The 21,101-nt window shown below is 75.0% G+C and carries 18 protein-coding genes; 4 read left to right on the forward strand and 14 right to left on the reverse strand.

The window, feature by feature from the left end:
- Window position 1: 1 nt before the first annotated feature.
- From cysD to ACIQBJ_RS18125, 6 genes are all read right to left on the reverse strand, one after another.
- The gene (gene cysD, locus ACIQBJ_RS18100; RefSeq protein WP_400710668.1) at window positions 2-940 is read right to left on the reverse strand and encodes a sulfate adenylyltransferase subunit CysD; all 939 of its coding nucleotides are present in this window, start codon (window positions 938-940) and stop codon (window positions 2-4) included.
- The gene (gene cysC / locus ACIQBJ_RS18105) at window positions 937-1,503 is read right to left on the reverse strand and encodes an adenylyl-sulfate kinase (RefSeq protein WP_400710671.1); all 567 of its coding nucleotides are present in this window, start codon (window positions 1,501-1,503) and stop codon (window positions 937-939) included. The genes cysD and cysC overlap by 4 nt, the downstream gene beginning before the upstream one ends.
- Window positions 1,504-1,553: 50 nt before the next feature.
- Window positions 1,554-2,252, reverse strand: coding sequence for a phosphoadenylyl-sulfate reductase (locus ACIQBJ_RS18110; RefSeq protein WP_400710674.1), 699 nt, complete (start codon window positions 2,250-2,252; stop codon window positions 1,554-1,556).
- Window positions 2,236-2,412 (reverse strand): hypothetical protein, encoded by a 177-nt coding sequence (locus ACIQBJ_RS18115; RefSeq protein ID WP_400710677.1) that lies wholly within the window; start codon window positions 2,410-2,412, stop codon window positions 2,236-2,238. The genes ACIQBJ_RS18110 and ACIQBJ_RS18115 overlap by 17 nt, the downstream gene beginning before the upstream one ends.
- The gene (locus ACIQBJ_RS18120) at window positions 2,409-4,130 is read right to left on the reverse strand and encodes a nitrite/sulfite reductase (protein ID WP_400710680.1); all 1,722 of its coding nucleotides are present in this window, start codon (window positions 4,128-4,130) and stop codon (window positions 2,409-2,411) included. The genes ACIQBJ_RS18115 and ACIQBJ_RS18120 overlap by 4 nt, the downstream gene beginning before the upstream one ends.
- Before the next feature lie 186 nt (window positions 4,131-4,316).
- The gene (locus tag ACIQBJ_RS18125) at window positions 4,317-4,400 is read right to left on the reverse strand and encodes a putative leader peptide (RefSeq protein WP_318264789.1); all 84 of its coding nucleotides are present in this window, start codon (window positions 4,398-4,400) and stop codon (window positions 4,317-4,319) included.
- 304 nt (window positions 4,401-4,704) lie between these two features.
- On the opposite strand from ACIQBJ_RS18125, the gene ACIQBJ_RS18130 reads away from it, so the two are divergent.
- Window positions 4,705-5,838 carry a YihY/virulence factor BrkB family protein gene (locus ACIQBJ_RS18130; RefSeq protein WP_400710683.1) on the forward strand — a complete coding sequence of 378 codons (1,134 nt, stop codon included), beginning with the start codon at window positions 4,705-4,707 and terminating at the stop codon, window positions 5,836-5,838.
- A gap of 392 nt (window positions 5,839-6,230) precedes the next feature.
- Here ACIQBJ_RS18130 and ACIQBJ_RS18135 read toward each other — a convergent pair whose 3' ends face one another.
- Window positions 6,231-7,490, reverse strand: a complete 1,260-nt coding sequence (locus ACIQBJ_RS18135; RefSeq protein ID WP_400710686.1) for a hypothetical protein — start codon at window positions 7,488-7,490, stop codon at window positions 6,231-6,233.
- Between the two features lie 453 nt (window positions 7,491-7,943).
- Between ACIQBJ_RS18135 and rsgA the strand changes: the two genes are divergently transcribed.
- Window positions 7,944-9,035 carry a ribosome small subunit-dependent GTPase A gene (gene rsgA / locus ACIQBJ_RS18140; RefSeq protein WP_400710689.1) on the forward strand — a complete coding sequence of 364 codons (1,092 nt, stop codon included), beginning with the start codon at window positions 7,944-7,946 and terminating at the stop codon, window positions 9,033-9,035.
- A gap of 71 nt (window positions 9,036-9,106) precedes the next feature.
- On the opposite strand, the gene ACIQBJ_RS18145 is transcribed toward rsgA, so the two are convergent.
- Window positions 9,107-9,238, reverse strand: coding sequence for a hypothetical protein (locus tag ACIQBJ_RS18145; protein ID WP_400710692.1), 132 nt, complete (start codon window positions 9,236-9,238; stop codon window positions 9,107-9,109).
- 252 nt (window positions 9,239-9,490) lie between these two features.
- Complete coding sequence (locus ACIQBJ_RS18150; protein ID WP_400710695.1) at window positions 9,491-12,490, reverse strand: AfsR/SARP family transcriptional regulator; 3,000 nt, start codon at window positions 12,488-12,490, stop codon at window positions 9,491-9,493.
- 452 nt (window positions 12,491-12,942) lie between these two features.
- Between ACIQBJ_RS18150 and ACIQBJ_RS18155 the strand changes: the two genes are divergently transcribed.
- Window positions 12,943-15,030: an ATP-binding protein gene (locus tag ACIQBJ_RS18155; protein WP_400710698.1), complete on the forward strand. Its 2,088-nt coding sequence runs from the start codon at window positions 12,943-12,945 to the stop codon at window positions 15,028-15,030.
- A 38-nt stretch (window positions 15,031-15,068) separates the two neighbouring features.
- Here ACIQBJ_RS18155 and ACIQBJ_RS18160 read toward each other — a convergent pair whose 3' ends face one another.
- From ACIQBJ_RS18160 to ACIQBJ_RS18170, 3 genes are read right to left on the reverse strand one after another with little or no spacing between them, the layout of a single operon-like run.
- Complete coding sequence (locus ACIQBJ_RS18160) at window positions 15,069-15,578, reverse strand: methylated-DNA--[protein]-cysteine S-methyltransferase (protein WP_400710701.1); 510 nt, start codon at window positions 15,576-15,578, stop codon at window positions 15,069-15,071.
- Window positions 15,575-17,176: a DNA-3-methyladenine glycosylase 2 family protein gene (locus ACIQBJ_RS18165; RefSeq protein ID WP_400710704.1), complete on the reverse strand. Its 1,602-nt coding sequence runs from the start codon at window positions 17,174-17,176 to the stop codon at window positions 15,575-15,577. The genes ACIQBJ_RS18160 and ACIQBJ_RS18165 overlap by 4 nt, the downstream gene beginning before the upstream one ends.
- 36 nt (window positions 17,177-17,212) lie before the next feature.
- The gene (locus ACIQBJ_RS18170) at window positions 17,213-17,719 is read right to left on the reverse strand and encodes a MarR family winged helix-turn-helix transcriptional regulator (protein WP_400710707.1); all 507 of its coding nucleotides are present in this window, start codon (window positions 17,717-17,719) and stop codon (window positions 17,213-17,215) included.
- Between the two features lie 141 nt (window positions 17,720-17,860).
- On the opposite strand from ACIQBJ_RS18170, the gene ACIQBJ_RS18175 reads away from it, so the two are divergent.
- Window positions 17,861-19,408: an MFS transporter gene (locus tag ACIQBJ_RS18175; protein WP_400710710.1), complete on the forward strand. Its 1,548-nt coding sequence runs from the start codon at window positions 17,861-17,863 to the stop codon at window positions 19,406-19,408.
- 134 nt (window positions 19,409-19,542) lie between these two features.
- Here the strand turns inward: ACIQBJ_RS18175 and ACIQBJ_RS18180 are convergent, their stop codons facing one another.
- The gene (locus tag ACIQBJ_RS18180) at window positions 19,543-20,217 is read right to left on the reverse strand and encodes a DUF305 domain-containing protein (RefSeq protein ID WP_400711368.1); all 675 of its coding nucleotides are present in this window, start codon (window positions 20,215-20,217) and stop codon (window positions 19,543-19,545) included.
- Window positions 20,218-20,294: 77 nt separating this feature from the next.
- Window positions 20,295-21,026, reverse strand: a complete 732-nt coding sequence (locus ACIQBJ_RS18185; RefSeq protein WP_400710713.1) for a DUF3105 domain-containing protein — start codon at window positions 21,024-21,026, stop codon at window positions 20,295-20,297.
- Window positions 21,027-21,101 lie beyond the last annotated feature (75 nt).

The raw sequence follows: 21,101 nt of genomic DNA on the forward strand, positions 1-21,101 counted from the left end.
CTTAGAAGTACCCCTCGCGCTTGCGGTCTTCCATCGCGGCCTCGGACATCTTGTCGTCGGCGCGCGTCGCCCCTCGTTCGGTGAGGCGGGAGGCGGCGATCTCGGTGATCACGGCCTCGATGGTGTCGGCGTCGGAGTCGACCGCGCCGGTGCACGACATGTCGCCGACGGTGCGGTAGCGCACCAGCCGGGTCTCGACCGTCTCGGTGGCCTTCGGGCCGCCCCACTCGCCGGCGGTCAGCCACATGCCGTCGCGCTTGAACACCTCGCGGCGGTGGGCGTAGTAGATCTCGGGGAGCTCGATGCCCTCGCGCTCGATGTACTGCCAGACGTCCAGCTCGGTCCAGTTGGACAGCGGGAACACCCGGACGTGCTCGCCGACCGCGTGCCGGCCGTTGTACAGCGACCACAGCTCGGGGCGCTGGCGGCGCGGGTCCCAGGCGCCGAACTCGTCGCGGAGCGAGAAGACGCGCTCCTTGGCGCGGGCCTTCTCCTCGTCGCGGCGGCCGCCGCCGAACACGGCGTCGAACTTGTTGGACTCGATGCCGTCCAGCAGCGGGACGGTCTGCAGCGGGTTGCGCAGCCCGTCGGCGCGCTCGCGGAGCACGCCGCGGTCGATGAAGTCCTGCACGGAGGCGACGTGCAGCCGCAGGTTGTGCTTCGCGACCGCGCGGTCCCGGTACGCCAGCACCTCGGGGAAGTTGTGCCCGGTGTCGACGTGCAGCAGGGCGAACGGCACCGGCGCGGGCGCGAACGCCTTCAGCGCCAGGTGCAGCATCACGATGGAGTCCTTGCCGCCGGAGAACAGGATCACCGGCCGCTCGAACTCGCCCGCGACCTCGCGGAAGATGTGCACCGACTCCGCTTCGAGGGCGTCCAGGTGGGACAGCGCGAAAGGCGTGTCCTCGGCCCGGATCAGGCGCTGCGTGGTGACGGTCATGCGAGGCCCCTCTCGGTCAGGAAGGCGTGCAGTTCGGCGGCGGACTCGGCCACCGTGCGGCCCTGCGTCTGCAGGCGCAGCTCCGGCTTCTCGGGGGCCTCGTACGGATCGTCGACCCCGGTCAGGCCGGAGATCTCACCGGCCGCCTGCTTGGCGTACAGGCCCTTGACGTCCCGCTCGGAGCAGAGCTCGACCGGGGTGGCGACGTGGATCTCCAGGAACTCGGTGCCGTTGCCGGCGTGCCGCTCGCGGACCGCCGCGCGGGAGTCCGCGAACGGGGCGATCACCGGGGCGAGCACCTTGACGCCGTTGGCGGCGAGCTTCTCGGCGACGAAGCCGATCCGGGTGACGTTGGTGTGCCGGTCCTCGCGGGAGAAGCCGAGGCCCTTGGAGAGGAACTCGCGGATCTCGTCGCCGTCCAGCACCTCGACCCGGTGGCCCTCGGCGCGCAGCCGCTCGGCGAGCGCGAACGCGAGGGTGGTCTTGCCCGCGCTGGGCAGCCCGGTCAGCCACACGGTGGCGCCGCGCTCGCGGCCCGCGGCCAGAGTGTCGGCGGTGGTCACGGTGCTTTCTCCTGACGGTCGGTGACGGTGGTTCGGTGCGGGCGGCGGGTTCAGAGGTGGATGCCGCACTCGGTCTTGCCGGAGCCGGCCCAGCGGCCGGCCCGGCCCTGCTCGCCCTCGCCCGGCTTGGCGGTGCAGGACAGCGGCGAGCAGCCGATCGAGGTGTACCCCTCCCACAGCAGCGGGTTCAACAGCACCCCGTTGGCCTGCACGTAGGCGTCCACGTCGTCCTGGGTCCAGCGGGCGATCGGGGCGATCTTCACCTTGCGGCGCTTGGCGTCCCAGGCCACCACGGGGGTGTTGGCGCGGGACGGCGACTCGTCGCGGCGCAGGCCGGTCGCCCAGGCGTCGTAGCCGCCCAGGCCGCGGTTGAGCGGCTCGACCTTGCGCAGGGCGCAGCACTGGTCCGGGTCGCGGTCGTGCAGCTCCGGCCCGTACCGGGCGTCCTGCTCGGCCACGGTGAGCTTCGGGGTCAGCGTGATCACGTTGACCGGCATGGTCGCGGCGACCGCGTCCCGGGTGCCGATGGTCTCCGGGAAGTGGTAGCCGGTGTCCAGGAAGACCACGTCCACGCCGGGCAGCGCGGTGGAGGCCAGGTGGGCGACCACCGCGTCCTCCATCGAGGACGTCACGCAGAACCGCTTGCCGAAGGTGTCGGCGGCCCAGCGCAGCACTTCCTGCGCGGTGGCCTCCTCCAGCTCGCGGCCGGCGGCGACGGCTATCGCCTCGTAGTCAGTCGCGGTCGTCATGTCCGGTACCCCCGTCGGTCGTGGAGAGCAGTCCGAGGAACTTCAGCTGGAAGCCCCGGCGGCACGCCCGGCACTCCCACGCGCCGTGGCCGCTCTCGGACGGGCGCAGGTCCTCGTCCCCGCAGTACGGGCAGTAGAAGGGCGCGGCGCGCTCGGTCATGACAACTGCTCCTCGGTGGCGCGGACCGTCCACTGGGCGAAGCGCTCGCCGTCCTGGCGGTCGGCCTGGTAGCGGGTCAGCAGGCGCTCGACGTAGTCGGGCAGTTCGGCGCTGGTGACCTTGAGGCCGCGGATCTTGCGGCCGAAGCCGGCGTCCAGGCCGAGCGCGCCGCCCAGGTGGACCTGGAAGCCCTCGACCTGCTCGCCGTCCGCGTCGGTGACCAGCTGGCCCTTGAGGCCGATGTCGGCGGTCTGGATGCGGGCGCAGGCGTTCGGGCAGCCGTTGATGTTGATGCTCAGCGGCTCGTCGAACTCCGGCAGGCGGCGCTCCAGTTCGTCGATCAGGGACTGGCCGCGGCCCTTGGTCTCGACGATCGCCAGCTTGCAGTACTCGATGCCGGTGCAGGCCATCGTGCCGCGGCGGAAGGTGGACGGGGTGACCCGCAGGTCCAGCGCCTCCAGGCCGGCCACCAGCGACTCGACCCGCTCCTCGGCGACGTCGAGCACGATCATCTTCTGCTCGACGGTGGTGGCGAGGCGGCCGGAGCCGTGCTCGGCGGCCAGGTCGGCGATCTGCGAGAGCAGCTTGCCGTTGACCCGGCCGACCCGCGGCGCGAAGCCGACGTAGAAGTTGCCGTCGTTCTGCCGGTGCACGCCGACGTGGTCGCGCCAGCGGTTGCTGGGCTCCTGCGGGCCGGGGCCGTCGACCAGTTCGCGCTTCAGGTACTCGTCCTGCAGGACCTGGCGGAACTTCTCCGGGCCCCAGTCGGCGACCAGGAACTTCAACCGGGCGCGGTTGCGCAGGCGGCGGTAGCCGTAGTCGCGGAAGATGCCGATCACGCCGGCCCAGACGTCCGGGACCTCCTCCAGCGGCACCCAGGCGCCGAGCCGGACGCCCAGCTTCGGGTTGGTGGAGAGGCCGCCGCCGACCCACAGGTCGAAGCCCGGGCCGTGCTCGGGGTGGACCACGCCGACGAAGGCGACGTCGTTGATCTCGTGCACCACGTCGAGCAGCGGCGAGCCGGAGATCGCGGTCTTGAACTTGCGCGGCAGGTTGGAGAATTCCTTGCTGCCGATGTAGCGGCGGTTGATCTCGTCGATCGCCCAGGAGCCGTCGACGATCTCGTCCTCGGCGATGCCCGCGACGGGGGAGCCGATCACCACGCGCGGGCAGTCGCCGCACGCCTCGGTGGTGGACAGGCCGACGGCCTCCAGCTTCTGCCAGATCGCCGGGACGTCCTCGATCCGCACCCAGTGGTACTGGACGTTCTGCCGGTCCGTCAGGTCCGCGGTGCCGCGGGCGTACTGCTCGGAGACCTCGCCGATCGCCTTCAGCTGGGCCGTCGTCAGCTGACCGCCGTCGATGCGCACCCGCATCATGAAGTACTCGTCGTCCAGCTCGTGCGGCTCCAGGACGGCGGTCTTGCCGCCGTCGATGCCCTGCTTGCGCTGGGTGTAGAGGCCCCACCAGCGCATCCGGCCGCGCAGGTCGTTCGGGTCGATCGAGTCGAAGCCGCGGTGCGCGTAGATCGTCTCAATGCGTGTCCGCACGTTGAGACCGTCGTCGTCCTTCTTGAACTGCTCGTTGCCGTTCAGCGGGGTGAAGTGCCCCATGCCCCACTGGCCCTCGCCGCGGTGGCGGGTCACCTTGCGGGCGGCGGGGCGGGCCGCGGGGGCGGCGCCGGCCTGAGGCTCGACCGTTTCGGGAGTGCGGGCCATGGTGTTCAGTCCTTTGAGCGGCTTGGCAGGTGCGAGGGTGGCGGACCCCGGACGCGCTCCGCTCCCACCTGCGGATCTCGGCAGGCGGTGGGAGGGGGTGACGCTGGGCCGGGTGCGTCGTCCGGGCATCCGCGACGGCGGGGATGTGCGGACCGTTCGCCGGTGGTGGCGGCGCGGGGATGGGGCTCAGGTCACCGGACAGATGGCGCTGGACACGCGAAGGAGGTCGACGTGGAGTCGGCCAACTAGGGTGGTTCCGGCGCTAGACATGGCAAGAGATTCGCACGGCGAACGACTCGCGGTCCACTAACGTCCGCATGCTGGACCTCACTGTTCCGCATGATGGGACAGCAGGCGAAGCGGGGCCGGTCCTGGCGGTGCGGCCCTCCGGTTCCGGGCGGCTCCGCCCCGGTCCCGGAGCCCGGGCCGATACCGTAGAGGCGTGCAAGCAGCAGGCAGTGCCCCCCAGCCGCCCGACGGGCCCGGGCCGAACGGCGGCCGGGCCGCCCGCAGACGCGGCGGACGGCGCCGCGCCGCGAAGCGAAACACCTGGTACCACACGCTCTGGGGGCTGTTGAAGGACACCACCAACACCTGCGTCGAGTACCGGGTCACCGGCCTCGCCGCCGAGGCCGCCTTCTTCACCCTGCTGTCCATCCCGCCGCTGCTGCTCTGCCTCGCGGGCACCCTCGGCTACCTCGACGACATCCTCGGAGCGGGCACCATCGACAAGCTCAAGCAGGACATCGTCTCGGCATCCGGGACGGTGCTCTCACCGAGCTCGATCGAGCAGATCGTCCAACCCCTGCTGCACGACGTCTTCGACAACGCCCGGCCCGACCTGATCTCGATCGGCTTCCTGCTCTCGCTCTGGTCCGGATCGCGGGCGCTCTACATCTTCATCGACACCATCACCGTGATGTACGGCCTCGACGGCAAGCGCGGACTGGTCAAGACCCGGCTGATGTCGCTCGGCCTCTACCTGGGCGCCCTGGTGATCGGCTCGCTGGTGCTGCCGCTGCTGCTGGCCGGCCCCGGCCTGGTGATCGGCGCCTTCCAGGGCTCCGCCGGAGTGGTCGACGCGCTCTACTGGCCCGCCGCGATCCTGCTGCTGATCGTCTTCCTCACCACCCTCTACCACGTGGCCGTCCCGGTCTCCACGCCCTGGCGCGAGGACATCCCCGGCGCGCTGGTCGCCCTGCTGGTCCTGGTGGTGTGCAGCGTCGCGCTGCGGCTGTACCTGGTCAGCTCGGTCGAGGGCCACTCCGTCTACGGGCAGCTCGCCGCGCCGGTCGCCGTACTGCTGTGGATCTTCGTGGTGGCGCTGGCCGTGCTGATCGGCGCCGCGATGAACGCCGCGACGGACCGCCGCTGGCCCACCGTCGAGACCGCCGACGCCCGGGCCGAGAACGAGCGCCTCGCCGAGGACGAGGCCGTCCGGCGCGGCCGCGAGGCCGCCGCCCGGCGGGCCGTCGAACGCGCCGAACGGGCCCGCCGGTTCGGCCTCGCCGAGGGCCACGACGAGGACCTCTACGGCGAGTACGGCGAGTACGGCGAGGAGTCGGACGGGGACGACCTGCTGCCGCCCAGCGAATACCCAGAACGGTGGGCCGGCTTCCTGCCGCCCGAGGACGTCCGGCACCGCCTCGGCGGCGTCCGCCGCCGCCCCCCGGGACCGCCCGAGCCGCCCGGCCCCGCCGGGCCCTGACACCCGGACGGCCCGGGCCGTCGCCGTTCCCCGTCCTGCATCCCGTTCTGTGTCCCGGCCGTCCGGCCGGTCGCGGCGGGCCGCCGCCGACAGCAGGGCGTGCACCAGCGAACCGGCCAGCGCCGCCGGATCGGCGGCGGCCGGGAGGCCGACCGGGCGGAGCGTCAGCGCGCCGCCCCGGAACCGGACGCGCACCAGGCCGTCCGGGCCCGCCGCCGCCAGCACCGCGCAGCCCGGATGCCGCCGCCACGCCTCCTCGACCCCGTCCGGGCCGCCGCCGTGCAGCACGTCCGCCAGGTGCCGGACCCGGTCCGGCTCGTCCAGCCGCGCCGCCAGGTGCCGGTCGTACCGGGGCCGGCCGCCGGGCCCGCCCGGCAGCCGGACCGTCACCGTCACCGCCACGGCGCACCCCCGAACAGGGGGGCCGGGCACGGCAGCGGCGGCTCCGCGGCCGGGACGGCCGGCTCGCCCAGCCCCAGCACCCGGTACAGCAGCCGGCGCACCAGGGCCAGGTACCGGCCCGGCTCCGAGGAGATCCGGGCCCCGATCTCCGCGTACGCCTCCGGCCGGTACGCGGCGTCGGCGTACGCGAGCTGGCGGTCCAGCGGGTGCGCCGGGTCCAGCGCCGGGGCGGTCCGGGCCAGCTGCACGCCCGGCGAGCGCGGATTGACCTCCAGGTGCGGGAAGCGGGCCAGCAGGATGCGCGCCCCCGTGAGCGTCGCGTACAGCGTCACCGAGCCGTGGTCGCCGATCACGTGGTCCGCCGCCACCAGCAGCGGCCGCCAGTCCGTCTCCGGGGTCACCAGCGCGACCGACCCGCCGGACACCCCGTCCGCCCACCGGCGGACCTGCCAGCCGCCGTGCCCCGCCGAGACGTTCGGGTGCACCACCAGCGCGGTCCGGAACCGGTCCGCGGGCAGCTCCCGGACCAGCCGCGGCAGCAGCGCGTCCAGCCCGCCGAACACCGAGTCCGGCCCCCAGGTCGAGCAGAGCAGCACCAGCCGCTCCCGCTCGCCCAGGCCCAGCGCCGCCCGGTACTCGGCCCGCCGGGGCAGCGCCGCGACGATCCGGTCGTGGTCGCCGTCGCCCACCACCTCGGCCAGCGGCAGCGCCTCCGGGCAGGTCCGGGCCAGCTCCGCCAGGTCGGAGCGGTGCGCGAGCGCGTACGCCGCCGCGTTCGGGCGGCCGTCCCGGAGCAGGTGGTCGCGGTCGAGGCCGGCGATCCCGCGCTCGGGCCGCCCGCCGTTCGGGGCGGTGCCCAGGCTGCCGTCCGGGCCGCCGTTCGCCCGGGGTGCGTGGTGGCCGGTGATCGAGCCGGCCGGCGGCCGGGTCCGGGCCAGCTTCAGGTGGCCCGCCCCGTGCGACAGGCGCACCAGCGGGCCGCGGACCTGCTCGATCCCCTGCGAACCGGCCGCCAGCACCAGGTCGAACTCGGTGGCCACCGCCTGCTCCCAGGGCACCACCACGCCGCCCAGCCCCGCCAGGAACGCCGCCACCCCCTCGTTGAACGCGTGCGGCGCGACGGTGAACACCACCTGCACCCGCAGGTCCGAGGCCAGCAGCTCGCAGACCTCGCGCAGCCGCTGCCCGTACACCACCGTGTGCACGACCGCCAGCACCCGCTTGCGGCCGGGCAGAGTCGCCCAGGACATCACGCTTCCCCCCTCCTCCCGGCCTCCCACCGGGAACGGCGGGCACCGCGCGCCGCCGTCGTGGTCAGTGATGTCCGCGCGCGGTGGCGGGAGGGCTGGAGAACCCTTGCGCTCCTTGCGGAACCCTTGCGTCCCGATGGCCGCTCAACTCCGTTTTACTGAAGGCGAGTTGGGGTCTTCCTCGGGGCGGCGGAAAAACCGGTGGCGGTCGGGGCGGGCGGGTACTACCGTGGCGTCCGCCGATCGAGGGCGCCCCAGGGCGGGGTGTTCGAGGCGCGTCGCAGAAAAGGAGGTGAGGACCGTGCAGCTCGTCCTTGCCGGTGCAGTCACCAGCAATCGCAAGCCCGTCCAGTCCTGTGTCCACCGGTCTCCGGCCGACCTCCTCCCGGCGTCGCCGACGCGCTGACGCCACCCTCCTCCGGCCGGGGCCGTCCGTCCTTCGAAGGGCCCCCCTTGACCTCCACGCACACCCCTGCCCACCCGCTCTCCGGCCTCGGTTGGACGGACGACCGGGCAGCCGCCTTCACCCCGCTCGCCGAAGCGGGCCTGCTGCCCGGGCGGATCACCCGCATCGACCGCGGCAGCTGCGAAGTCCTGTACGCCGACCCGGAGACGGGCGAGGCCGCCGTGCTGCGCGCCGACACCCGTCCCGTGATGAGCGGCGACACCGTCCAGAACCCGTGCACCGGCGACTGGATCGCCCTGGACCCGCACGCCCGCCCCGTCCCCGCCGTCACGGCGGTGCTGCCCCGCACCACCGCCATCGTCCGCAAGAGCGCCCACAAGCGCTCCGAGGGCCAGGTGCTGGCCGCCAACGTCGACACCGTGCTGATCGCCGTCTCGCTCGCCGCGGATCCCGATCTCGGCCGGGTCGAGCGCTTCCTCGCGCTCGCCTGGGAGTCCGGGGCCGAACCGCTGATCGTCCTGACCAAGTCCGACCTGGTCCACGACGGCGCTTTCGTCCGGGCGGACGTCGAGGCGGTCGCGCCCGGTGTCACCGTCCTGACGGTCAGCGCCGAGACCGGCGAGGGCATCGACGTGCTGCGCGCCCTCGCCACCGGCTCCTGCGCCCTGATCGGCCAGTCCGGCGCCGGCAAGTCCACGCTCACCAACGCGCTGGCCGGCACCGACGCCATGACGGTCCAGCAGGTCCGCTCGGTCGACGAGAAGGGCCGCCACACCACCACCACCCGCGAACTGGTCCCGCTCCCCGGCGGCGGCGCCGTCATCGACACCCCCGGCCTCCGCGGCGTCGGCCTCTTCGGCGGCGAGGGCGTCGACCAGGCGTTCGCCGACATCGCCGCGGTCGCCGCCGACTGCCGGTTCGCCGACTGCTCGCACCGCAGCGAGCCCGGCTGCGCCGTCCGCACCGCCCTCGCCGACGGCACCCTGTCCGAGCGCCGCTGGGAGAGCTACCTGAAGCTCCAGAAGGAGAACGCCTTCATCGCCTCCCGCGCCGACGCCCGCCTGCGCGCCGAACGCTCCCGCCACTGGAAGACCGTCACCAAGTCCGCCCGCCTGGCCCGCTCCGCCCCCAAGCCCTGACACTCCGTCAGGCCCCCGGGAAGACGTACCAACGGCCCGCATCCGACGACCACCGGATGCGGGCCGTCCGGCTACCCCAGGGGGCGGAGGAGCCAGATCCAGATCCAGCCGCAGGTACCGGGCTGCTCGGGGCCGGACGGGCCGGTCGGGCGGTCCTGGCGGGCGGCGGGGTCGGTGCGGTGGGCGAGGGGGCCGGCGTGCATCTTGTCGGTCTTTCGGTTCGAAGGACTTTCTGTTGGGCTCACTGTAGTCCCAACCATGGTCAGCTTCCCCATCAGCAAGAAAAGGCACCAGCGACCCGGGCCGGGTCGCTGGTGCCTGCTGCCGGAATGGCGCGATGATTTCCCCGCCGGGGCGGAGAGGGCGATCCTTCCGTCGAAATCGAAAGCTTTTCCGCCGACGAGTGGCCTCGACCGGTCCGGAGTGGTCTCCGGCGTCCGGTCGACCGGCGGTTATCAGTCGAAGCGGACGGCGCGTGCTCCGGGTCCGCCGGCTGCGGGGAGACCGGAGCCGAGCGTTCCGCCTGCGCTGCTCATCTGCTCCGCGGTCCGGGCCAGGCCGCACCGCGCGGCGGCCTCGTCCTGGGGCGAACCGATGGATCTGGCCACGGCGAGCGCGCCGGCATAAGCCTCGCCGGCGGATTCCGGATCGCCCGAGCGGAGCAGCAGCATTCCTTTGAAGTTCATGGCCTCGGCCTGGCGCTGGAGGATTCCCAGCCGGTGGAAAACCTGCAGGCATTCCTCTGCCACGGCGAGCGCCGGTGCGATTTCCCCGGCGGCCGACATGATTTCCGCCAGGTTCAATCTGATGGCCGCCATGTCTGCGACCGGGACCACTCCCGAACCGTTCTGCAGGGCGAATTCGAGGGAATTCCTGGCCGCCGTGTGGTTTCCGGCCCGCAGGTGGATTCCGCCGATGTTCATGGTGGTGCGGACGGCGGCCGCCCGGTCGCCCCTGGCGCGGAAGTCGGCGAGTGCCTCGGTCAGGTGGTGCAGCGCGGTCTCGTCGTCGCCGAGCATGCCGTGCAGCAGGCCGATGTTGGCCGTGGCCGTGGCGGTCGCCGCGCCGAGTTCGTGGAGGACGGACAGGGCCTCCTCCTGCAGGGCGAGGGCGGCCGGGAGGTCGCCCTGGCGCCAGCGGGCCTGGGCGAGGTGGCCCAGGGATTCGGCGGTGCCCCGGGGGTCGGCGGTGGTGCGGGCGAGGTGGAGGGCGCGGCGGGCGGCGTGTTCGGCGTCGGGGTGGCGGCCGACCTTCGAGCGGACGGCGGAGAGGGCGAGCAGGGCGTGCAGTTCGGGTGCCTCGGCGCCCCGGGCGCGCCAGTGTTCGGCTGCCGCGCGGTGGATGCCGATCGCCTCCGGCCACAGCCCCTCGGCGTCGAGCCGGCCGGCCAGCAGGTGGGCCAGGACGGCGGCGGATTCGGGGTCGCCGTTCGTTCGCAGATCCTTTTCCAGGTCGAGCAGTGTTTCGGTTTCCGCGGCCAGCCAGCTGTGCGCCCGGACCGTGCGGAGGGCCTCCGGCGGGACGGGGGCGGGTTCTTCCGCGAGCTCCGGCGACAATGCCCGCAGGGGCAGCCGGAAACGGTCCGGATGGGCCGCCCGGTCGGTGTGATCAGCCATCCACAGAAGGAAGTTGACGCTGCGTCCGATCGTCCTGAGGTGTTCCCGGCGGGGTTCCTCGTGGGCTTCCCGGTCGGCGGCGTATTCGCGGACCAGTTCGTGGAAGCCGAATCGTTCGATCCCGTGCTCGGCCAGCAGGTTGACCGCCAGTAACTCCTCGATCAGGTGTTCCGCCCGGTCGGGCGGGCAGTCGACGAGCGCGGCGGCGGTCAGCAGGCCGAAGTCGGAGCCGGGGTGCAGGCTCAGCCGCCGGAGGGCGATCTGATGGTCCGCCGACAGGTCGTGGTACGACATCGACAGGGCCGCGTGCAGGCTGTCCGTGCCGTGTCTGAGTTCGCCGAGGCGGTCGTTGCGGGAGAGTCGGTCGGCGAGGTGGGCGAGATCCCACGAGGAGCGGGAGCGGAAGCGGCCGGCGGCGAGGTGGAGGGCCAGCGGGAGATGCGCGCAGCGGCGGGTGACGTCGGCGAGCGGGCCCGGGTCGGCGGCCCGGTCGGGCCCGGCGAGGCGGCTGAACATGGCGGCCGAGGCGGCCGGGGCCAGGGTGTCGAGCGGGACGGTGCTGAGGGCGGGGAGCTCGGCCATCCGGCGGCGGGCGGTGACGAGGACGAAGCTGGTGGGTTCGGCCGGGAGCAGCGGCCCGATCTGGCCGGGGCCCGCGGCGTCGTCCAGGACCACCAGGGCGCGCCGCTGGGAGAGCAGTTCGCGGCAGCGGGCCAGGAGTTCGTCCGGGTCGAGCGGGATCTCGGGGGCGGGGACGCCGAGCAGGCGCAGCAGCGCGGTGGCGGCGGCCTCCGGGCCGGGGTCGGGCCGGGCGGGGGTGTGGGTGGCGAGGCGGAGCAGGAAGGCCCCGTCGGGGAAGTCGGCGCGCAGCCGGTGGGCGGCGGTGAGGGCCAGCGCGGTCTTGCCGCAGCCGGGTTGGCCGCTCAGCGCGACCACCGGGAGGGCGGCCGAGCGGCCGGCGGTCGGCCACTCGCCCCGGCCGGCGGCGATCAGGAGGTCCAACTCGACGTCGCGGCCGACGAGTTCGGGTGGTGGGGGCAGGGTGGAGGGCCGCCGGGCGGGGCCGGGCGCCGGGGGCGGCGCGAGGACGGCGGGCGGGCCGGCGGGCCGGGCGACCAGGTCGGCGGCGCGGTCGCGGCGCAGGATGCCCTCCAGCAGCCGGTTGAGCGGCTCGCCCGGGGCGGTGGCGAGGTCGGCGTACATCCGGCGCTGGAGGCGGCGGTAGGCGTCGACCGCCTCGTCCACCCGGCCGCAGCCGTAGAGCGCGGTCATCAGCTGGGCGGCGACCTGTTCGTTCCACGGGTGCTCGTCGGCGAGTTCGGCGAGGTCGGGGACGAGGTCGGCGAAGCGGCCGAGCCGGAGTTCGATCTCGTGGCGGACCAGGGTGGTGGCGAAGCGGCGGTCCCGCAGCTGGCCGCGGACCTGCTGGGCCCAGAGGCCGGGCAGGCCGGCCAGGGGTTCGCCCCGCCAGGCGCGGGCGGCCCGGTCGAGGGCGGCGAGGGCGCGGCGGTCGTCGCCCGCCTCGGCCAGCGCGCGGGCGTCGACGGCGAGCCGGTGGTAGAGCCGCCAGTCGACCCGGTCGGGTTCGGCGTGCAGGGTGTAGGTGCCGGAGCGGGAGACGAGTTCGGCGGGCCGCCCGCCGGACCCCCCGTCCGTCTCCTGGGCCTCGCGCAGCGCGGTGCGCAGGCGGGAGAGGTGGCCCTGCAGGGTGCTGACGAAGCTCTGCGGGGGCTCGCCGTCCCAGAGCCGGTCGGCGAGGGCGGTGAGCGACAGCGGGCGTTCCAGGTCGAGGGCGAGACAGGCCAGCACGATCCTGGTTTTTCGCGAGCCGATGGGCAATGGCCTTCCATGGGCCGAGAGTTCGACAGTTCCCAGCAGATGGATGTACATCTCGGTGCCCCTCCTGTCGCCGGTTCCTCGGTCGCGCAGGAGGTGAGCATGGCACGGGCGCGGGCATGCTGCTATAGCACTCCGGAGTTTCCAAGCGCCAGTTTTCCGGCATTGTTCCGATGCGGATCGAGGATCTGTGGTAGAGCGTCGGCATCGACGCGGGGGCGGCCGGACCGGGCGCCGCCGGGCCCGCCGGGTGCCGCGAACTGGCCTTCCGGGCCGGAGGGCCGACGCACCGTCGGAACACCGGCCGGTCCGACCGCAGTCCGGCCTCAGTCCGGCCGCGGTCCGGGCACCGCGGCACCGCCGAACCGCCCGCACCGTCCGCGGAGCGGCGAAGAAGAGCCGTCACGGGCGCCGGTGAACGGGCGCACCCTTCGACGTAGGGGAGGAACGAGCAGGTGGAAGGCCATCGCAACGCCGTCACCGGCCAGGCCAGGATCGACGGAGTCGCCCTCCAGGCGGGCGACATCCGTGGGGGCGTGCACATCCACACGCACGCTCCGGCGCTGCTTCCGGTGCCGCAACAGCTTCCACCCGCTCCCGCGCGCCTGGTCGGGCGCGGGGCGGAGCTGTCCGCGCTGGACGCGGAGTTGGACGCGCCGCCCCCGCCGGGCGGCCGCTGCCTGGTGCTCACCGGCCCGCCGGGCATCGGGAAGAGCGCGCTCGCCGGGAGCTGGCTGCGCGGCCGGGCCGGGGACTTCCCCGACGGACTGTTCTACGCCGACCTGCGCGGCCACACCCCCGGCGGCCCCGCCGACCCGGGCGAGGTGCTGGGGGCGTTCCTGCGGGCGCTCGCCGTGCCGGGCGTGCCCGCCGCGCTGCACGAGGCCGCCGCGCTCTGGCGGTCCGTCACCGCGCACCGCCGGATCGCCGTGCTGCTGGACAGCGCCGCCACCGCCGCCCAGGTCCGGCCGCTGCTGCCCGGCGCCGCCGGATCGGTGACGGTGGTGACCGGCCGGACCCGGCTGACCGGGCTCGGCACCGACCTGGCCCGCTTCCTGGAGGTCGGCCTGATCGGCCCGGCCGCCGCCACCGAACTCCTGGAGCGGCAGGTCGGCGCGGACCGGGTCGCCGCCGAACCGCTCGCCGCCGACCAGGTGGTCGCCCGGTGCGGCGGCCTGCCGCTGGCGGTCTGCGTGGCCGGCGCCCGGATGGCGGCCCGCCCCCGGCAGCCGCTGGCCGCCACCGCGGAGGCGCTGCGCCGGGAGGCCGACCGCCTCGGCGAACTCCGGCTGGACGGCGAACGGGCGGTGCGCGCCGCGCTGGCCGCCTCGTACCGGGTGCTGGAGCCGCCGGTCGCCCGGATGTACCGGCTGCTCGGGCTGCTGCCCGTCCCGGAGTTCACCCCGGCCCTGGCGGGCGCGGCCGCCGGGCTCTCCCCGGCCGAGGCGGACGGGCTGCTGGACGCGTTGGGCGACGAGCACCTGCTGGAGCAGCCCGCGGACGGGCGCCACCGCTTCCACGACCTGGTCCGGCTGCACGCCCGCGAGCGCGGGACGGAGACCGAGCCGCCCGAGGCGCGCGCCGCCGCCGTCCGCCGGGTCGCCGAACACCTGCTGGCCGCCGCCACCGCCACCGAGCGGATCATCAGCCCCAGCCGCCGCCCGCTGCCCCGCGACTACGAGCAACCACCGTGGAACGTCCCGGAGTTCACCGACGAGGAGCAGGCGCTGGGCTGGCTCGCCGCCGAGCGCGGCCAGTTCGGGCCGGTGCTGCGGGCCGCCGCCGAACACGGCTGGCCCGCCCTGGTCTGGCAGCTGGCGGACGCCCTGTGGCCGCTCTTCCTGCGCCTGCGGGCGAGCGAACTCCAGCTCGAAGCACACGAGTTGGGGCTCGTCGCGGCCCGGTCCACCGGCTTCCGCCCGGCCGAGCAGCGGATGCTGACCTCCGGCGGGCACGGGCTGCGCAACGCCGGCCGGCCCGCCGAGGCCGCGCACCGGTACGGCGAGGCACTGGAACTCGCCCGGGCCATGGCGGACCCCCGGGCCGAGGCCAACGCCCAGTACGGGATCGGGCAGTCGCACCGGCTGGACGGTGAACTCGCCGGAGCCCGGCGGGCGTTCGAGGAGACCCTGCGGCTGCGCGAGCTGACCGGCCACCCGCGCGGCGCGGCGCTCGCCCGGATCGCGCTCGGCGAAGTCGCCCTGGACGCCGCCGACCCGGACGCCGCGATCGAGCAACTGGTGCGCGCAGAGTGCGAGTTGACCGAACTCGGCGACCACTACGAGGCGGCCAGGGCGCTCGCCCTGACCGGCCGGGCCCACCTGGCCGCCGACCGCCCGGCCGAGGCCCGGCCGGTGCTGGCGGCCGCGCTGGCCGCCTTCCGCACCGCCCGCTCCGCGCTCTGGGAGGCCCACACCCTCGTCCTGGCGGGGGAGTTGGCGCGGCGCGACGGCGATCCGGAGCTGGCCCGGCAGCACCTGGAACGGGCCGCCGAGCTGTACCGGAGCGTCGCCGCCCCCCGGGCGGAGCCGCCGCCCGGGTGACGGGGCGGCGGGCGGCGGCGGGGCGGGCGTCGGAACGGTCAGAACAGGCGGCCGCCGTCGCTCTCGTGGGCCAGCAGCCAGCGCTTGGCGTCGATGCCCGCGGCGAAGCCGGTGAGGCTGCCGTTGGCGCCCATCACCCGGTGGCAGGGGCGGACGATCAGCAGCGGGTTGGCCCCGACGGCGCCGCCGACGGCCCGCACCGCGAGCTTCGACTCCCCGGCGGCGTCGGCGAGTTGGCCGTACGTCAGGGTGCTGCCGAACGGGATGTCGTCCAGCGCCGCCCAGATCCGGCGGCGGAACGGCGTGCCGACCGGGGCCAGCGGCAGGTCGAAGGAGGTGCGCCCGCCCGCGAAGTACGCGGTGAGCTGCTCGACGGCCGGGGCGAGGGCGTCCGCGTCCGGCCGCCAGTCGTCCGGGGGCGTGTCGACGGCGCCCTTCTGCCCCGGCGCGGTGACGGCCGTCAGCGCGAAGCCGCCGTCCGGGTCGAGGGCGCCGCTGAGCAGCAGGGTGCCGAGCGGGCTCGCCATGGTGGTGAACACGGTGGTCATGACTGGTCCTCGGGGGTCTCTCGATCGGTGCGGGGCCGGGTGCCGCGGGCGGCCGCGTGCCGGTCGGCGGCGGCCGACCAGAGGTGGTGCAGGGCGTAGGAGCGCCACGGCGCCCAGGCGGCGGAGCGCCCGGCCGCGGCCCGCGGGTCGCCGTCCGCGCCGAGGGCGCGCAGCCCGTCCCGGACCCCGATGTCGGTGGGCAGGAACACGTCCGGGTCGGCCAGCGCCCGCATCCGCAGGTAGCCGACCGTCCACGGGCCGATCCCCGGCAGCGCCAGCAGCTCGCCCGCCGCCCGCTCCCGGTCGACGCCGGGGTCGAGCCGGACGGTGCCGTCGGCGAGCGCCGCGCACAGCCCCAGCAGGGCCCGCCGCCGGGCCTGCGGCATCGCCAGCTGCTCCGGGTCGGCCGCGGCCAGCGCCGCCGCCGACGGGAACAGCAGCCGCAGCCCGCCGTCCGGCGCGGGCAGCGCCGTCCCGTACCGCTCGGCCAGCCGCCCCGCCAGGGTGCGGGCCGCCGCGACCGTGACCTGCTGGCCCAGCACGGCGCGCACCGCCAGCTCGTGCGGATCGACGTGTCCCGGCGAACGCAGCCCCGGCCGGGCCGCGGCCAGCGGCGCCAGCAGCGGATCGGCGGCCAGCCGCCCGTCCACCGCGTCCGGGTCGGCGTCCAGGTCGAACAGGGCGCGCAACCGGTGCACGGCGGTGGTCAGGTCGCGCAGGTCGGTCAGCGTCAGTCGGCAGTCCAGCCAGCCCCGGTCCGCCGGGTCGTCCGGCCCCAGGCCGTCCACCTCGGCGATGCCGTGCCCGTACGGCAGCGCCAGCGTCCGCCGGTAGCTGCGGGTGCCCGGGCGCGGCCCGGGCACCACCTCCTCCACCCCCGGGACGGCCCGCAGCGCCAGGAAGTCCAGCAGGTGCCCGCTGTCGATCGCGCCCCGGTAGGCGAGCCGCAGCCCCAGCGAACCCGCCCCCGCCGGGCCCCGCCGGTGCCCGCCGCGCTCGGTGCGCAGCGCCGACGGCGTCCGGTCGTAGACCTCGCGGATGGTGTCGTTGAACTGCCGGACGGAGGCGAAGCCCGCCGCGAACACCACGTCCGTGACCGGGAGTTCGGTGGTCTGCAGGAGCAGCCGGGCGGTCTGCGCCCGCTGCGCCCGGGCCAGCGCGAGCGGCCCCGCGCCCAGCTCGGCGGTCAGCTGCCGCTGGAGCTGCCGGGAGCTGTAGCCGAGCCGGTCGGCCAGCCCCGCGACGCCCTCCCGGTCCACCACGCCGTCCCCGATCAGCCGCATCGCGCGGCCGACCAGGTCGGCCCGGTGGTTCCACTCCGGGGAGCCCGGCACCGAGTCCGGCCGGCAGCGCCGGCAGGCCCGGTAGCCGGCGCCCTGGGCGGCCGCCGCGGTCGGGTAGAAGGTGCAGTTGGTGCGCTTGGGGGTGGTGGCCGGGCAGCTCGGACGGCAGTAGATGCCGGTGGTCCGGACGGCCGTGAAGAACACCCCGTCGAACCGGGAGTCCCGGCTGTCCACGGCCCGGTACCTGGTCTCGTCGTCGATCACGCCCTCCAGTCTGCGTGATCGCCGGAACCCCGACTGGCGGGAATCGGACATCGCCGTGGGGCGGGTGCCGGGCCGGCTCCGGGGGCGTCAGCGGGTCGGGTCGGTGCCCGCGAGCGAGCGGGCCAGCAGGTCGAGGCCCGGGAGGGCGTGCATGACCGCCGCGCGGTCGTCCGGGGCGAGGCTCTCCAGCGCGGCGGCGAGGCGGCGCTCGTGCGCGCTCCGCCAGTCCCGCAACTGCTGGTGCCCGGCCTCGGTGAGGGCGATCCGCGCGGTGCGGCGGTCGCCCGGGTCCGGCTGGCGGTCGACCAGGCCGGACTCCAGCAGCTTCGAGATCAGGCCGCTGACGGTGTTCGGCGCCAGCCGCTGACGGGCCGCCAGCTCGCCCACCCGCATCGGCGCGACGGCCAGCGTCTGCAGCAGCTCGACCTGCGCCATCGGCAGCGCCTCCCACGGGAACTCGCTGCGGATCGAGCTGCGCAGCGCCCGCCGCAGCCGGGTGATCACGTCGGTGAGCTGCTGCGCCCCGGCGAGCGTTCCGGCGTCCGGTGCCGCGGGCTCGGACGGGCGCGAGGCGGGCTGGGGCTGCGAGGACATGGCGGACAGCGTAGCGCCCGGTCACGTCACGGCCCCCGGGAGTCCACCCGTTGACCAGCCAGGACGCCCGGTCGGCGGCAGGCGGCGCCGGGACGGAGGGGCCCCTTGAGGAGATATGTCGGTAGCAGATATATTCGGGGCATGGCCGAACAGATGTCCGCCTCGCGGCTGCTCGACACCCTGCAGCTGGTCGAACGCCCCCGCCCCCGCGCGGTGGCCCGCTGGCGGCACGCGCACTGGCTGGCCGTCGGGACGGTCTGCCTGGGCGCCTTCCTCGGCCAGCTGACCGCCAGCGTCACCTCGCTGGTGTTCCCCGCGCTGGAGCACCGGTTCACCGCGGGCTTCGCCGCCGTCGAATGGGTCTCGCTCGCCTACCTGCTGGTGCTGGTCGCCCTGCTCGCCCCGGCCGGGCGGCTGTCCGACCTGGCCGGGCGCAAGACCATGTACCTGTGCGGGTTCGCGGTGTTCGCCCTCGCCTCGCTCGGCGCCGGGTTCGCCGGCAGCCTCGGCACGCTGATCGCCTGCCGGGCCGTGCAGGCCGTCGGCGGCGCGCTGATGCAGGCCAACAGCGTCGCCCTGGTCGCCCGCGGCGTACCCGAGCGGGCGATGTGCACCGCGCTCGGCATCCAGGCCGCCGCCCAGGCCCTCGGACTGGCCCTCGGCCCCACCCTCGGCGGCCTGCTGGTCACGCACGCCTCCTGGCGCTGGGCGTTCTGGGTCAACGTGCCGATCGGCGTGCTCGGCCTGCTGGCCGGCTGGTTCCTGCTGCCCCGCACCTTCCCCGCGGGGCGGCCGGAGCGGCAGCGCGACGGCGTACCGGACGGGGCGCGAGGACGGGCGCGGGCCGGGGGAGAGGACGGGGCAGGGGTACGGGCCGGGGCGCCGGCCGACGTGGCGACCGAGGGCCGGGGCGCGGCGCGGGGCCGGGACGGGGAGGGGCGGTTCGACCTGGCCGGGCTGCTGCTGCTCGCGGCCTCCTCCACCGCGCTGCTGCTCGCGCTGTCGGCCGCGTCCGGTCTGCCGCTGCCCGGCTGGGCGGTGGCGGTGCTGCTGCTCGCGGCCGGGGCCGCCGGGCTCGGGCTGGTCCGGCAGGAGCGGCGGGCCGACCGGCCGATCATTCCGCCCGGGCTGGTGAACACGCCCGGCATCCGGGCCGGACTGGTGGTCGCGCTGATCGGCTACCTGCTGCTGTTCTGCCCGCTGGTGCTGGAGCCCGTCGCGCTCACCGCCCGCGGCGCCTCCGCCGCGGCCGCCGGACTGGCGATCACCGCGCTGCCCGCCGCGTTCGCGGTCGCCGCGACCGTCGGCGGCCGCGCGCTGCCCCGGCACTGGACGGACGCGGCCCGCTGCCGCTGCGGCGCGGTCCTGGCCGCCGCCGGACTGCTCGTCCTCGCCGCCCTGCCCGACCCCGGCCCGGGGACGACCGCGCTGCCGCTGCTGCTGGCCGGCTACGGTCTCGGCCTGCTGCTGCCCGCCAACAACGCCCTGGTGATGCGGGCGATACCCGCGCAGAGCTCCGCCGTCGGCGGCGGCCTGGTCAACATGGTGCGCAGCCTCGGCACCGCGCTGGGCACCGCGCTGCCGGTGCTGGCCGTCCACCTGGCGGGCCCCGCCGTCGGCGCCCGGGCGGTGCCGGTGGTGCTGGCCGCGGTCGCGCTGCTGGCGGCCCGGCTGTCCGCCACCCGCTGACGGGGCGCCGGGGGAAGCCGGGGGACGTCGGCGGGGCGTCGGGGACGGAACGCCGCGAGGGCGCCGCACCGGGGGGTTCCCGGGGCGGCGCCCTCGCGCACGGGCGTCCGGCAGGCCGTCAGGACGTCGGGCCGTCAGGAGCCGGCGGGCGCGGGCTGCGCGCCGCGCTCGGTCAGCATGTCCGTCATCAGCAGGATCTCCGAGCGCTGCGCGTCGACCATGCCCTTGGCGAGGCGCTTCTCGGCGTCGTTCTTCGCCGCGTCCACGTAGGCCTGCGCCATGTCGGCGCCGCCCTTGTGGTGGTTGATCATCAGCTGCAGGTAGAACACCTCGGCGTCCCGCCCGCTGAGCGAACGGAGCTTCTCCAGCTCGGTGTTGGTCGCCATGCCGGGCATCAGCGCGCCGTCGTGCGGCGCGTAGGTGTGCCCCATCCAGGCCATCGGCTTGGCGCTGCTCGCCTGGGTCAGGCCCCACTGGTCGAGGAAGCCCATCAGCATGCCGCGCTGGTTGGCCTGGGTGTTGATGATGTCGAACGCGAGGGTGCGCACCGCCTGGTCCTGGGTGCGGTCCCGGACGATGAACGACATGTCGATGGCCTGCTGGTGGTGGGTGGCCATGTCGCGGGCGAACCCGGCCTCCGGCGAGTCGGTGCCGGGCGTGGCCGGGGCGGCGGCCGACGGGCTGCCGACCGCGGGCGTGCCGCCGCCGACCAGCGCGGGCACGCCCAGTCCGAGCGCGACCACGGCCGCCAGCGCGGCGGGCCACCAGAACGCCCGCCGGGTCCGGCGCGCGGGCGCGCCGTCCCCGATCGCGGCGTCCTCGCCCACCGCCTCCTCGACCGCGTCCGCCGCCTGCTCCGGCTCCTCGCCGGCCGGTCGGCGGGCGGTCACATCGTCCCCGAGCTGCAGCTGGCGCCCGGCTCGGGCGTCTGCTTGCCCTGCACGTACTTGGTGAAGAACTGCTCGACCCGCGGGTCGCTCGCCGAGTCCACCACCAGCTGGGTGCCCCATGCGCTCAGCGTGATGGTGCCCGGCTCGTCCGGGTACGGGCTCATCAGGCTGTAGGGGGTGGCCTTGACCTTCTCGCTCAGGGCCTTGACGTCGTCGGCGGACGCCTTGCCGTTGTAGGTGACCCAGACCGCGCCGTGCTCCAGCGAGTGGACGGCGTTCTCGTTCTTCACCGGCGCGTCGTACACGTTGCCCATGCAGGTCGCCCAGACCGGGTTGTGGTCGCCGCCGACCGGCGGGACCTGCGGGTACGTCACGGCGGTGGTGACGTGGTTGCGGCCGAGGTTGTCGAAGGTCTTCACCCCGGAGATGTCCACCTTCTCGGCGGCCTCCTGGGCCTTCTTCTGCGCCTCGACCTGGGCCGCGGCGGCGGCCTTCTTGGCGTCGCTCTTGTGCTTGGCGTCCAGCGTCAGCCAGGTGCCACCGCCGATCATGCCGAGCACCAGGACCGAGGAGATGCCGATGGTGAGCAGCTTGTTGCGGCGCTCACGGCGCTCCTCGACCGCGCGCAGCTCGGCGATCCGGGCCCGGCGGTCGGCCTGGTTGGCGGCCTTGCTGCCCGGGCGGGGCTGCTTGCCGGTGGAGTTGGACTGCTTGGATGCGGAACCCATGGATGTCTTCCTTGTCCCCGCCGTGGTCGCCACGGCGGTCTGCGGTGTGTGAGGGGCAGCGGAGCCGCCGACCTC

Source organism: Kitasatospora sp. NPDC088391 (assembly GCF_044753345.1).
Lineage (GTDB): Bacteria > Actinomycetota > Actinomycetes > Streptomycetales > Streptomycetaceae > Kitasatospora.

Coding starts and splice junctions, on each gene's coding strand:
- ACIQBJ_RS18185 (WP_400710713.1), bottom strand. CDS start 21,026: ATGGGTTCCGCATCCAAGCAGTCCAACTCCACCGGCAAGCAGCCCCGC.
- cysD (WP_400710668.1), bottom strand. CDS start 940: ATGACCGTCACCACGCAGCGCCTGATCCGGGCCGAGGACACGCCTTTC.
- ACIQBJ_RS18145 (WP_400710692.1), bottom strand. CDS start 9,238: ATGCACGCCGGCCCCCTCGCCCACCGCACCGACCCCGCCGCCCGCCAG.
- ACIQBJ_RS18120 (WP_400710680.1), bottom strand. CDS start 4,130: ATGGCCCGCACTCCCGAAACGGTCGAGCCTCAGGCCGGCGCCGCCCCC.
- ACIQBJ_RS18160 (WP_400710701.1), bottom strand. CDS start 15,578: ATGACCACCGTGTTCACCACCATGGCGAGCCCGCTCGGCACCCTGCTG.
- ACIQBJ_RS18175 (WP_400710710.1), top strand. CDS start 17,861: ATGGCCGAACAGATGTCCGCCTCGCGGCTGCTCGACACCCTGCAGCTG.
- ACIQBJ_RS18135 (WP_400710686.1), bottom strand. CDS start 7,490: ATGTCCTGGGCGACTCTGCCCGGCCGCAAGCGGGTGCTGGCGGTCGTG.
- ACIQBJ_RS18115 (WP_400710677.1), bottom strand. CDS start 2,412: ATGACCGAGCGCGCCGCGCCCTTCTACTGCCCGTACTGCGGGGACGAG.
- ACIQBJ_RS18110 (WP_400710674.1), bottom strand. CDS start 2,252: ATGACGACCGCGACTGACTACGAGGCGATAGCCGTCGCCGCCGGCCGC.
- ACIQBJ_RS18125 (WP_318264789.1), bottom strand. CDS start 4,400: ATGTCTAGCGCCGGAACCACCCTAGTTGGCCGACTCCACGTCGACCTC.
- ACIQBJ_RS18170 (WP_400710707.1), bottom strand. CDS start 17,719: ATGTCCTCGCAGCCCCAGCCCGCCTCGCGCCCGTCCGAGCCCGCGGCA.
- ACIQBJ_RS18165 (WP_400710704.1), bottom strand. CDS start 17,176: ATGTCCGATTCCCGCCAGTCGGGGTTCCGGCGATCACGCAGACTGGAG.